Genomic DNA, 11470 nt, shown 5'->3' with positions numbered 1-11470 from the left:
GGGTTGGCCGGTGCGGGGGTCGTTGAGGATGGAGGCGGTGTTGTTGTCCTTGCCGACGGTCTCCAGGACCGGCAGGCCCTGGGGGTTGGTGCGGCCGTAGGCGTAGCGGTAGGTGCCCTCGGGGGTGGTCTGGGTGATCAGCTCGTCGTTGGTCAGGCCGGCGTGGTCGTAGGTGTAGGTGGTGCCGGACCTGGTGACGGTGTCGAGCTGGTTGGCCGCGGTGTAGGTCATGGTGCCCTTGCCGGGCTGTGCGGTCAGGTTTCCCGCCCCGTCATAGGCGAACCCGCTGGTGGTGATCTGGTTGGCCGGGTTGTAGGTGAGGGTCTGGGTGGTGGCACCGGTGCGGGCGGCGGTGAGCCGGTTGCCGTTGCTGTTGTAGGTGTAGGAGTGGGTCTTGGCCCCGGCACCGGTGGTGACCGCACTGGTGAGCCGGCCGGAGGTGTCGTAGCTGTAGGTGGTGACGGCGCCGGTGATGTTGTCCCGCTGCCACTGCAGCTTGGAGCGGTCGCCTGCGGTGTTGGCGGTGCAGTTGGGCGCGGTGGTCGACTTCACGTAGCAGTAGGAGACGTCGACGGTGCGGGTGTAGCTGTTGTCGCCGGTGCCGGTGTCGGCGGTGACCTTGGTGACCCGGCCGGCGGCGTCGTAGCTGGTGTTGGTGCGGGCCCGCCAGGCCGAGGCGCTGTCGCTGTTCATCGTGGTGGCGGTGCGGCGGCCGTTGTCGTCGGTGGTGATGGTCAGGTAGGCCCGGTCGTCACCGTCGGGGTAGTCGATCTTGGTCGGCACCCCGGAGTCGTCGTAGTCGTAGAAGATGACCCCGCCGGCGTCGGTGGTCTGGGCCTGCAGCTGCGATGCCTTGTCCCACACGTAGCTCATGCCTCCCCCGAAGCTCGCGCCGTTGCCATCTGTGTGTTCCCGGTAGGTCAGCCGGTACAGCTGATCGTAGCCGTAGGTGGTGGTGCCGGTGGGGTCGGTTCGGGTAGCCACGTTGCCGGCGGCGTCGTAGGTGTAGGTGACGGTGGTGCCGTCGTCGAACTCCACCCCGGTGACCCGGACACGAGCACGAACCTGCACCACCGGAATCCCCCTGGGAGTGCAACGGAGAAGAGCACACGCAACCGTCGCTCCATTTCTGGAACGGCGAACCGAGAACACGTCGTTGCGCCTGTGTATGTGCGCTTCCGTTGCAGCGACGCAGGCTCATGCCTCACCAGATCGCGCTGCTTGCCCCTGCCGAGACGGTGACAAGCCACTCGCGGATCGCCAGCGTTTTGCGTCTGGGGCCCGAACGCACGGCTGGCGTGTTGAGGCCACGGAGACGAGCACCGCGGCGACAAGCAGTCCCGGCGACACCGCCGATCGCGGTCGCCGTCGACGTCCCCCGTTGCAGTTCATCCGGGTGCGCCCGCACCGTCGGGGGGCGCAGACGCCACGAGGGCGGCTCCCTGGAGTGGGGAACCGCCCTCGCGAAGCCCTGAGCAGGGCCGGGTCGGACTCAGAAGTCCATGCCACCCATGCCACCGTCGCCGGCCGGGGCCGGAGCGGCCTTCTCCGGCTTGTCGGCGATGACGGCCTCGGTGGTCAGGAACAGCGCCGCGATGGAGGCGGCGTTCTGCAGCGCGGACCGGGTGACCTTGGCCGGGTCGATGATGCCGGAGCCCACCATGTCGACGTACTCGCCGGTGGCCGCGTTCAGGCCCTGGCCGGCGGGCAGCGCCGCCACCTTCTCGACGACCACACCACCCTCGAGGCCGGCGTTCACGGCGATCTGGCGCAGCGGCGCGGCGCAGGCGGTGAGCACGATCTGCGCACCGATCGCCTCGTCGCCGGACAGGTCCAGCGAGACGTTCTTCGAGGCCTGCAGCAGGGCCACGCCGCCACCGGCGACGATGCCCTCCTCGACGGCCGCCTTGGCGTTGCGGACGGCGTCCTCGATGCGGTGCTTGCGCTCCTTCAGCTCCACCTCGGTGGCCGCACCGACCTTGATCACCGCGACACCGCCGGCCAGCTTGGCCAGCCGCTCCTGCAGCTTCTCGCGGTCGTAGTCGGAGTCCGAGCGCTCGATCTCGGCGCGGATCTGGGCGACCCGGCCGGCGATCTGGTCGGCGTCACCGGCACCGTCGATGATGGTGGTCTCGTCCTTGGTGACGACGACCTGACGGGCCTGGCCCAGGTCCTCCAGGGTGACGGCGTCCAGCTTCAGACCGATCTCCTCGCTGACGACCTGGCCACCGGTGAGGATGGCGATGTCGGCCAGCATGGCCTTGCGGCGGTCGCCGAAGCCCGGGGCCTTGACGGCGACGGACTTGAAGGTGCCACGGATCTTGTTGACGATCAGGCCGGCCAGCGCCTCGCCGTCGGTGTCCTCGGCGATGACGACGAGCGGCTTGCCCGACTGCATGACCTTCTCCAGCACCGGGAGCAGGTCCTTCAGGGTGGAGATCTTGGAGTTGGCGATCAGGATGTACGGGTCGTCCAGCACCGTCTCCATGCGCTCGGCGTCGGTGACGAAGTAGTGGCTGGTGTAGCCCTTGTCGAAGCGCATGCCCTCGGTGAGCTCGAGCTCCAGGCCGAAGGTGTTGGACTCGTCGACGGTGATGACACCTTCCTTGCCGACCTTGTCCATGGCCTCGGCGATGATCTCGCCGACCTGCGGGTCCGCGGCGGAGATCGAGGCGGTGGCCGCGATCTGCTCCTTGGTCTCGATCTCGGTGGCGGCCTCGGACAGCTTCTCGCTGATGGCCGCGACGGCCTTCTCGATGCCGCGCTTCAGACCCATCGGGTTGGCGCCGGCGGTCACGTTGCGCAGACCCTCGCGGACCATCGCCTGGGCCAGCACGGTGGCGGTGGTGGTGCCGTCGCCGGCGACGTCGTCGGTCTTCTTGGCGACCTCCTTGACGAGCTCGGCGCCGATCTTCTCGTACGGCTCCTCGAGCTCGATCTCCTTGGCGATGGAGACGCCGTCGTTGGTGATGGTGGGGGCGCCCCACTTCTTCTCCAGCACGACGTTGCGGCCCTTGGGGCCAAGGGTGACCTTGACCGCGTCAGCGAGCTGGTTCATGCCCCGCTCGAGGCCACGGCGTGCCTCGACGTTGAATTCAATGAGCTTTGCCATGTGTTCCGGGAGTCCTCCCGCGTCGGGGGCGAGCAGCCCCGTGGGTTGATGGTCTGTCGTTCGTGCTCGTTGACGCCAGACGGTGCCCGCGACGGACGGGACCCGCACGAGGCCCCTCACCGGACTGACGGTGGCACTCGGGGTACCCGAGTGCCAACTCCATGTTTAGCACTCGGCCATGGGGAGTGCAAACAACTCGTGCGGTTTCAGCCGCGGCGCAGCGTGAGGTTCATCAGCAGCAGCACCATGGCCAGCAGTCCGCCGACCACGACGAGGACCACCGTCGGCAGCGCCCAGCCGAGGACCGGTGCCCCGACCACCCAGCCGAGGAGCACGAAGACGAGCAGGACGGAGGCGGCGGCCACACCGGCCACGGCACGACGCGCCTCCCGGGCCTGCAGCACGCTCGTCCAGCTCACGGCGGCCCAGACCATCACCGCCGCCACCAGCAGCCCCGTGCCGGCGAGGAAGAACCCGGTGGTCCACGGCGACTCCGTCACGGCCACCCAGGCGCCGACCAGGGCGATCAGGACGCCGGCACCGACGCCGACCCGTGCGCGCGTGACGCGGGCGGCCGCCGCCTCCAGGGCGCGCAGCTGCGTGGCGTCGACCACGACGCCCCTGGCCTCCCAGGCCCGGCGGTACGGCCCGAGGTCGCGGGTCATCCCCCGGTCGACCAATCCGTCCCGTCGCCGTCGCTCGCGCTGCCGTCGGAGTAGCTGGAGCCCGCCGGCTCCGGCCACCCGCCGGCCAGCGCGTCGGCGGCGTCGGAGAGCGCGATGTAGCCGCTCACGTTCTGGCCGAGCGCGGCCAGCACGGCGGTGACGACACCCGCCACCTCGGCGAAGCCCACTCCGGCCGCGGCGCCGGCGGCCGCCGGCCCGCCGGGTCCGGTGACCGGTGTGCTGGCCGTGCTCGCCGTGGCGACGGTGATGAACTTGACGACCGCGACGGCGATCCCGAGGTAGCAGGTCAGTCCCGCCGCGGCGGTGGCCCAGCACTGGGTCCGCATGCTCTTGGCGAGCTCGGCCGCCGCCTCCACCTGCGCCACCTGCTCGCCGGCGTGGACGGCGAAGGCCCGCTGGCCGCGCCCGGTCCACGTGACCGACACGGCGTCGACGGCCTCCTGCAGGTTCGAGGCGTGGGTGGAGAGCGCCTCGTGCTGGTCGGCCCAGTAGCGCCCCCTGAGGAAGGCCGTCACCGGCACCAGCATGCCCTCGAACAGGTCGACCAGGCCGTTGACCAGGGACTCGAGCATCTCGAAGGCCCACTCGACCACCTTGTAGCCGGCCTGCCGGATGAAGTCCGGGACCGGTAGCAGGAAGGCGTCGAAGAAGACGTCGATCAGCGGGCGCAGCTGCGGGAAGACGGCGTCGACCGCCTCGTCGATGCCCTGGCGGATCTTGTCGCAGGCCTCCTCGAAGGCCGCGGGGTCGAAGTCGACCTCGATCGCGGGGATCCCCATGGTCACCACTCCCCCTGGCTGAGGTGGACGTTGTTCTCCTCGTCGCGCTCGTAGGCGTCGGCCACCGACCTGAGGGTGGTGGCGACCTCCTGCAGGGCTGTCCCGCCGGCCTCCGCCGCACCGGCGAGCGCGGTGCAGCCCCGGTCGTAGGCGGCGCCGACGGCCAGGAAGATGCCGAAGCTCAGCGCACCGGTGCCCTGGGCGCCGAACTCCCCTGCCCGCCCGGCCAGCGCGACGCCCTCGCTGTCGAAGGCCTCGGCACAGGCGCGCAGGTCCGACAGCGACCGTGCGATCTCCTCCGCGCTGGGTCCGCTCACGACCGGGCCTCCCGGTGGTCCTCGAGGGGTCGGTTGAGCGCCTCCAGGAGGCGCGGCAGCGGAGCCGACCGCTGCCAGGACTCGGGGACCGAGCAGGCGACGATGCCGCCGAGGGCGTCGAGCACCACCTCGACCTCGTCACCGCCGGCACTCGTGGTGGCCGTCGTGGCGGTCGGGGGCGTCGTGGGGGTGCCCGCCTCGCGGGCCCGACGGACGCCGGCCAGGGCCTCGGCGAGCTGGGCGTCCACCTCGGCCAGCGACGGCAGGGTGCGCTGCAGCTGGGCCAGGTCGACCGGGGCCGGGGTGGCGGCCGCCAGGTCCGCCTCGGTGACCGGCACGTCGTCCAGGCGCTCCGGCAGCCGGGCGACGTTCTCCAGCCCGGCGACGACCTGGGCGCGCCGGGCGCTCTGGTAGGCCTCGACCACGGCCTCGCCGAGGGGGCCGGAGACCCGGTTGCGCCACCCGTCGTCGAGCAGGACCGCGGTGGCGGCACCGGTGGCGTCGACCTGGACGGCGACGGCGCCGTCGCCCGCGCGTCCCTCGACCGCCTGCACGCCGTCGTGCATCGCCCGCATCGCCGCGGTGAACGCCGCCAGCTTGCGGATCCCGCGCTGCATCCGCTCCTCGATGGGTTCCATGCTCCTCCTCGTGGCCGCGGCCACTCTGGCACGGCCGGGGTTCACGCGAAGGCCGCCGCGGAGCGCGGCGAGGGGCAGCAGGTCAGGCGTGCGCGTCGGGGTCGAGGCCGAGCCGGCGGGCGGAGCGGGCCCGCATCCGCTGGGCGCGCAGGCGCTGCAGCCGCTTGACCAGCAGCGGGTCGTGGGCCAGGGCCTCGGGCTTGTCGATGATGGTGTTGAGGACCTGGTAGTAGCGGGTCGCCGACATCGAGAACCGCTCGCGGATGCCGTCGTTCTTGGCGCCGGCGTACTTCCACCACTGGCGCTCGAAGTCGAGGATCTCGGCGTCACGCTCGCTGAGCCGCGCGCCGCCGTCGGTGCCGACGTTCTCGATCTCGGGCTGCATGGGCGCCATCGTACGCCCGAATGACACAGGTGTCATTCGTCGCCGCTGCCGCCGAGCGGCTCGGCGGGCGGGTGCACCACCGGTTCTGGTTGGATGACGACGTGCAGCGACTCACCGGCCAGGTCCAGGAGTACGCGTGGGGGTCCACGGTGCTGATCCCGGAGCTCCGGGGCCAGACACCGACCGGCCGGCCGCAGGCCGAGCTGTGGCTGGGGGCCCACCCGGGAGCACCCTCGACGCTCGAGGACGGCCGGACCCTGGCCGAGCTAGTCGAGAGCCGGCCCGAGGTGGTGGGGCGGGAGTCGGTGCGGCGCTTCGGGCCGCGGCTGCCCTACCTGCTCAAGCTGCTGGCGGCCGCCGCTCCGCTGTCGCTGCAGGCGCACCCCACCCGCGAGCAGGCCGAGGCCGGCTGGGCCCGGGAGGAGGAGTCGGGTCCGGACCGCGGGGACCCCACCCGCAACTACAAGGACGACTGGCCCAAGCCGGAGATGATCGTCGCCCTGACCGACTTCGAGGCGCTGTGCGGCTTCGCCGACCCCGGCACGACCGCGCGGCTGTGGCGCTCGCTGGGGGTCCCCGCGCTGGAGCCTCTGGCCGAGCTGCTGGCCGGTGCCTCCTCCGACGCGGTGGCCACGGTCGTCCGCCGGCTGCTCTCGGAGGACGGCTGGGGGGCGGTGTGCGAGGACGTCGTCCGGGCGGCAGGAGAGGTGACCCGTGACGGCGGGGCCGGGGAGCCGCTGGCGCGGTTGTGCCGCACCGCCCTCGAGCTGGCCGAGCACTACCCCGGCGACCCCGGTGTGCTGGTCGCCCTGCTGATGAACCGGGTCTCGCTCCGCCCGGGCCAGGCGCTGTTCCTCGGCGCCGGCAACCTGCACGCCTACCTCTCCGGGCTCGGGGTGGAGCTGATGGCGAACTCCGACAACGTGCTGCGCGGCGGCCTGACCCCCAAGCACGTCGACGTCGAGGAGCTGACCTCGGTACTGGACACCCGCACCGGCGCACCGGACCTGGTCCGCACCGTCGACGAGGGCGAGGGGCGCACCCGCTTCGACACCCCGGCGCCGGAGTTCACGCTGTGGCGGGTGGACTGCAGCGACACGCCGACCACCGTGCCGGCTACCCCCACCGGACGGGTGGTGGTGGTGACCTCCGGACGCGTGCTGCTGCGCACCGGGGACACCGCCACCACCCTGCACCGCGGCGAGTCGGCCTTCCTGGCCGCCGGCGAGCAGGTCGCCGCCAACGGCGCCGGGGTGGCCTGGGTGGCCGCCCCCGGCGTCCGCTGACGGCCGTCCGCTGACGGGGTCCGCCGACGGGGGTCAGCGCACCGAGAGCAGGGCGCTCAGCCCGCTGGCCTGGGTGCGCCAGTCGGCGACGTTCGGCCGTCCGGGCTCGGACGAGCCGTCCCAGCGGACGCCCATGCGGTTCAGCGGGTCGCGCGCCTGGTTCCAGACGGCGTCGGCCTGGGCCGCCGACACCGACCGGTACTCCCCGCCCGTGGCGGTATCGAGCTCGGTCAGATAGCGCATGAAGATGCCCTTGAACTGCTTCTGGTTGTCGTCGCAGGGGTTGCCGCCGGCGTCGCAGGACTCGGTCAGCACGCCGTCGACGAACAGGGTGCCGGAGCCGATGGCGGCGTCGGCGAGCTCACGGGCGGTGTCGAGGTAGGCCTCGTCACCGGTGATCCGGTACAGCTCGACCCCGGCGCCGATCGGCAGACCCTGGTTGTAGGTCCACACGGTCTGGCCGTTGTTGCGGCAGTCGTCGGTGAGGCCGTCGTCGACCAGCCCGTCCTCGCCCACCATGCCGATCTGGGTGTACCAGTCCCAGGCGGTGACGGCCCGGTCGCGCCACTGCCAGTCCCCCGGTATCCGCCGGTGCAGCATGGCGGTCAGCTTGATGTACTGCCCGTTCGTCACGGCGTTCTTGTAGGTGCGCTCGGCGTTCCACCACACCCCGCCGCCGCAGGTGGAGGGGTCCCAGTAGCCGTGCATGAACTCGCCGATGGTCTCGGCCATCTCCAGGTACTTCGCGTCCCCGGTCAGGTCGTAGGCGTTCAGCCAGGCCAGTCCCCACCAGCCGGCGTCGTCGATCGCGCGGCTGAGGAAGTTGCCCTCGATCTCGTCGGTGCTCTTCTCACCGGCCGGGAACGGGACCCGGTTGACCTCGAAGGTCCGATCGATCATCCAGGCGTAGGAGTCGTCGCCGGTCTGGCGCTGGTAGTCGATCACGGTGCTGATGGCCACGGCGGAGTTCCACCAGCTCGACGGCCACCAGGCGGTGTAGGGGTCGTAGTCGTAGACCAGGGCGTCCACGGCCGCGGCGGCCCGGTCGACGGCCGGGCGCGCCCAGCCGGTGCAGCCGGTCTCGTCGGTGGCCGCCACCCGCACGCAGGCCCGCAGCGAGCCGCCGGCCATCTTGAGCCGCGGCTCGGCGGCCACGAACACCGGGGTGCTGGCCCGCGACGCCCCCGTCGGCACGGCGGTGCGGCCCAGCCGTCCGCCGCGGTTGCTGGTGCCCTCGTCCCAGGAGCGCTCGACCCAGACCTCGTCACCGGCGGTGGCCCGGTCCAGCTCGGCGTAGCCGACGCCGGTGGTGTCGACCTGCAGGCTCACCCGGCGCTGGCCGACGGTGCGCGGGTCGACCGGAGACGCGCCGGCCCGGCCCAGCGGGGCGTCGCCGTCGCAGGCCTCGGCGCACACCTCGCGGTAGGCCCAGTCGGTGCAGCCGACCTCCTCGCCGGCGTAGAGGCAGGCCCGGACCACGCCGCGGCGGTGCTGGCCCGGGTCGGTGAGGTTGGTGGTGGGGGTTTCCAGCCGGGTCCGTCGCGCCGCGGTGGTGGGCTCGACGGTCTGCTCGCGGGTGGCTCCGGCGTCGAAGGAGCGCTCGAGCCAGACGCGGTCGCCCTTGCGGGGCCGCTCCACCACGGCCCAGCCGACGACGTCGTCCAGCGAGGTGCGCAGCTCGACCGTGCGGCCGGCCACGGTGACCGGGTCCACCGGTCGCTCACCGGCGACGTCGGGGGCCTCGCCGCCGTCGCAGGTGAGCACGCAGACCACCCGGGCGGCGACGAGCTCGACCTGCGCGGCGTCGGGTGGTTCGGCCGTCCAGGCCGGCATCGCGGCTGGTCCGGTGGGGCGGGGTGGCAGGGCCCGCTGCTGGACGCCCGCGTCGTCGCGGTCCTCGGCCGAGGCCGGGGCCGGGACGGCGACGAGCAGTCCGGCGAGCAGGGCGCCCGCGGCCAGCAGGGCCGTGAGCGGGCGTGCCGAGGTGGGGTGGGTGAACATCATCGGTCTCCCGGGGGTGGGGGTGGGGGTGGGTGGTGCGGCGGGATCACTCCCGCTGGGTGAGGGTGATCGGGCAGTAGGGGTCCAGCTGGGGCTGGATGCGCCGCTCGATCTCCTGCATGACCTCCTCGGGGGTGGAGTCCCCGAGCAGGACGGCTTCGCGGCCGGTGTTCATGGTCTCCCACAGCTCGGAGCCGACCGGCAGCGGCGGGCGTGAGCTGGAGTAGCCGTCGAGCAGCAGCTGGGCGAAGAACTCGGCGTCGTCGCCGATCACCGTCGGGTCGTCCAGCAGCGAGGCCTGGGTGGGCAGGAACTGCTGGGTGCTCGACCACTCCCGCTGCCCCTCCTCACCGGTCATGTACTTGGCCAGCTCCCAGCCGCCGTCGGCGTTGGTGGCCCCGGTGGGGATGGTCCAGGCGGGCCCGCCGGACCAGGTGATCGGGTCGTCGCCCTCGTCCAGCACCGGCGGGTAGGTCACGCCCCAGTCCAGGTCGGGGGCGTACTTCTCGATGTTGGGCGCGAACCCGGAGTAGACGATCTGCATGCCGATCCGCCCGCTGTAGAAGGGCGAGGTGCCCTCGGGCGCGGTCTCGGGGGCGTAGGTGGCCATGAACGCGTCGGTCTTGGTGTAGTCGAGGTCGGCGGCCCACTCCTGGTAGAGCTCGTAGATGCCGCGGAAGCCGGGGTCGTCGACGTCGATGGTGCAGGTCTGCTCGTCGAAGTAGTTGGCCCCCAGGATCTGGCCCCAGGTGAACGGCCACGCCTGCTGGTCCCAGGGCACGAAGCCCATCCGCTCGTAGTTGCCGGAGTCGTCGGTGACCGTGATCTGGTCGGCGATCTCGCGCAGCTCGGCGATGGTGAGCGGACCGTTCTCGGGGTCCATCACGGCCGGGTCGACGCCGGCGTCGCGGAGCACCTCCTTGTTGTAGAAGAGCCCGCGGGTGTCGGTGTGCCAGGGCAGCCCGTACAGCTCGCCCTGGTAGGTGGCCTCGTCGAGGGCGAAGGGCAGGTAGCCGTCGGTGAAGCCTGGGCCCTCGGCGTCCACCCGCGGCTGCAGGCTCTGCAGCAGGCCGAGGGAGGCGAACTGGTTGGTGGTGAAGCGGTCGGCCACGAAGACGTCCGGGCCGGTGCCGCCGCGGACGGCGGTGATCAGCGCGGTGGCGTCGGCGTCGCTGCGGGTGGCCACCGGCACGAGCCGGGTGGTGACCCCCGGGTGGTCGGCCTCGAAGGCGTCGAGCATGGCCTGCTGCTGGGCGAGCTGGTCGGTGCCGATCTCCTTGGTCCACACCACGATCTCGTCGGGCTGGCGGGCCGGCGCGCAGCCGACGGCGGCGGCGGTGACCGCGACGGCGAGGGCGAGGCCGGCGGCCCTCAGAACTCTGCTCATCGGAACCCTCCCACGTTGAGGCCCTTGACGAAGTAGCGCTGGAAGAAGATGAAGAGGACCACCATCGGCAGCACCGTCAGCGTCGAGGCGGCCATCAGCTGGTTGAAGGACGTGTCGGTCTCGGTGGAGAAGGACTGCAGCCCGATGGCCAGGGTCTGCACCGAGGGGTCCTGCAGGTAGATCAGCGGGCCGAGGAAGTCGTTCCACGAGGCCACCGCGGCGAAGATCGCCACCGCGATCAGGGCGCCGCGGGCGGTCGGGAACACCACCTGCCAGCAGATCCGCCACTCGCTGGCCCCGTCGACGCGGGCGGCGTCCATCGCCTCCACCGAGGCCTGCAGCAGGAACTGGCGCAGCAGGAAGATGTAGAAGGCGCTGCCCAGGGCGTTGGGGACGATCAGCGGCAGCAGCGTGTTGACCCAGCCGAGCCAGGCGAAGAGGTCGAACAGCGGGATGATGGCCACCGGGAAGGGGATGAAAATGGTGGCCAGCACCAGGTAGAAGACCTTGTCGCGGCCCGGCCAGTCGATGCAGGCGAAGCCGTAGGCCACCACGTAGCTGGACAGCACGGCCAGCACGGTGCCCAGCACGGTGACGAGCAGGCTGTTGCCGAACTGCAGCCAGAACGGGAAGGCGTTCACCGCCTCGCCGAAGATCGACCAGTTCCAGCTCTGCGGCAGCAGGCTGGGCGGGAAGTCGGCCAGCTCCTCGTCGGTCTTCATGGCCGTGATGACCATCCAGTACAGCGGCACCAGGAAGAGCAGGGAGACCGCGATCAGGATGGCGCGGGCGATGATGCCCGTGGTGGTGCGGCGGACGCGGTTCTGGGTCTTCAGCGAGACCCGGCGCCCGGGTGCGGTGGCTGCGGTGCTCATCGGC

Annotated in this window: 11 protein-coding genes; 1 reads left to right on the top strand and 10 read right to left on the bottom strand. The window is 71.8% G+C overall.

The annotated features are described in order from the left end of the window. The 7 genes from GC722_RS18375 to GC722_RS10870 all read right to left on the bottom strand — a co-directional run. A partial coding sequence (locus GC722_RS18375; protein WP_331714695.1) for a hypothetical protein occupies positions 1-1038 on the bottom strand: 1038 nt, incomplete at its 3' end. 454 nt (positions 1039-1492) lie between these two features. Beyond that, positions 1493-3112, bottom strand: a complete 1620-nt coding sequence (groL, locus tag GC722_RS10895; RefSeq protein ID WP_156610052.1) for a chaperonin GroEL — start codon at positions 3110-3112, stop codon at positions 1493-1495. A 206-nt stretch (positions 3113-3318) separates the two neighbouring features. Then, positions 3319-3777 (bottom strand): hypothetical protein, encoded by a 459-nt coding sequence (locus GC722_RS10890; protein WP_156610051.1) that lies wholly within the window; start codon positions 3775-3777, stop codon positions 3319-3321. Continuing rightward, positions 3774-4577: a polysaccharide deacetylase family protein gene (locus tag GC722_RS10885; protein ID WP_156610050.1), complete on the bottom strand. Its 804-nt coding sequence runs from the start codon at positions 4575-4577 to the stop codon at positions 3774-3776. The genes GC722_RS10890 and GC722_RS10885 overlap by 4 nt, the downstream gene beginning before the upstream one ends. Positions 4578-4579: 2 nt before the next feature. Beyond that, positions 4580-4894, bottom strand: a complete 315-nt coding sequence (locus tag GC722_RS10880; protein WP_156610049.1) for a hypothetical protein — start codon at positions 4892-4894, stop codon at positions 4580-4582. Next, positions 4891-5532, bottom strand: coding sequence for a hypothetical protein (locus tag GC722_RS10875; protein ID WP_156610048.1), 642 nt, complete (start codon positions 5530-5532; stop codon positions 4891-4893). Before GC722_RS10875 ends, GC722_RS10880 begins: the two co-directional genes overlap by 4 nt. 82 nt (positions 5533-5614) lie before the next feature. Beyond that, positions 5615-5917, bottom strand: coding sequence for a DUF3263 domain-containing protein (locus tag GC722_RS10870; protein ID WP_197430003.1), 303 nt, complete (start codon positions 5915-5917; stop codon positions 5615-5617). A 20-nt stretch (positions 5918-5937) separates the two neighbouring features. On the opposite strand from GC722_RS10870, the gene manA reads away from it, so the two are divergent. Then, positions 5938-7203: a mannose-6-phosphate isomerase, class I gene (manA, locus tag GC722_RS10865; RefSeq protein WP_156610046.1), complete on the top strand. Its 1266-nt coding sequence runs from the start codon at positions 5938-5940 to the stop codon at positions 7201-7203. Between the two features lie 33 nt (positions 7204-7236). On the opposite strand, the gene GC722_RS10860 is transcribed toward manA, so the two are convergent. The 3 genes from GC722_RS10860 to GC722_RS10850 are packed head-to-tail and all read right to left on the bottom strand — an operon-like array spanning position 7237 to position 11466. Beyond that, positions 7237-9207, bottom strand: a complete 1971-nt coding sequence (locus GC722_RS10860; RefSeq protein WP_197430001.1) for a glycoside hydrolase family 76 protein — start codon at positions 9205-9207, stop codon at positions 7237-7239. Between the two features lie 43 nt (positions 9208-9250). Continuing rightward, positions 9251-10591 (bottom strand): ABC transporter substrate-binding protein, encoded by a 1341-nt coding sequence (locus GC722_RS10855; protein WP_156610045.1) that lies wholly within the window; start codon positions 10589-10591, stop codon positions 9251-9253. Then, positions 10588-11466 carry a carbohydrate ABC transporter permease gene (locus GC722_RS10850; protein ID WP_156610044.1) on the bottom strand — a complete coding sequence of 293 codons (879 nt, stop codon included), beginning with the start codon at positions 11464-11466 and terminating at the stop codon, positions 10588-10590. Before GC722_RS10850 ends, GC722_RS10855 begins: the two co-directional genes overlap by 4 nt. Positions 11467-11470: the final 4 nt, after the last annotated feature.

The organism is Auraticoccus cholistanensis, assembly GCF_009742705.1.
Taxonomy (GTDB): domain Bacteria; phylum Actinomycetota; class Actinomycetes; order Propionibacteriales; family Propionibacteriaceae; genus Auraticoccus; species Auraticoccus cholistanensis.
Note: the sequence above shows the minus strand (reverse complement) of the source record. Positions and strands in the feature narration are given on the sequence as shown.

What these genes read in the sequence shown, in the direction of transcription:
- GC722_RS10890 (WP_156610051.1), bottom strand. Translation starts at nt 3,777, where the DNA reads ATGACCCGCGACCTCGGGCCGTACCGCCGGGCCTGGGAGGCCAGGGGC.
- GC722_RS10875 (WP_156610048.1), bottom strand. Translation starts at nt 5,532, where the DNA reads ATGGAACCCATCGAGGAGCGGATGCAGCGCGGGATCCGCAAGCTGGCG.
- GC722_RS10855 (WP_156610045.1), bottom strand. Translation starts at nt 10,591, where the DNA reads ATGAGCAGAGTTCTGAGGGCCGCCGGCCTCGCCCTCGCCGTCGCGGTC.
- groL (WP_156610052.1), bottom strand. Translation starts at nt 3,112, where the DNA reads ATGGCAAAGCTCATTGAATTCAACGTCGAGGCACGCCGTGGCCTCGAG.
- manA (WP_156610046.1), top strand. Translation starts at nt 5,938, where the DNA reads ATGACACAGGTGTCATTCGTCGCCGCTGCCGCCGAGCGGCTCGGCGGG.
- GC722_RS10870 (WP_197430003.1), bottom strand. Translation starts at nt 5,917, where the DNA reads ATGCAGCCCGAGATCGAGAACGTCGGCACCGACGGCGGCGCGCGGCTC.
- GC722_RS10860 (WP_197430001.1), bottom strand. Translation starts at nt 9,207, where the DNA reads ATGATGTTCACCCACCCCACCTCGGCACGCCCGCTCACGGCCCTGCTG.
- GC722_RS10885 (WP_156610050.1), bottom strand. Translation starts at nt 4,577, where the DNA reads ATGGGGATCCCCGCGATCGAGGTCGACTTCGACCCCGCGGCCTTCGAG.
- GC722_RS10850 (WP_156610044.1), bottom strand. Translation starts at nt 11,466, where the DNA reads ATGAGCACCGCAGCCACCGCACCCGGGCGCCGGGTCTCGCTGAAGACC.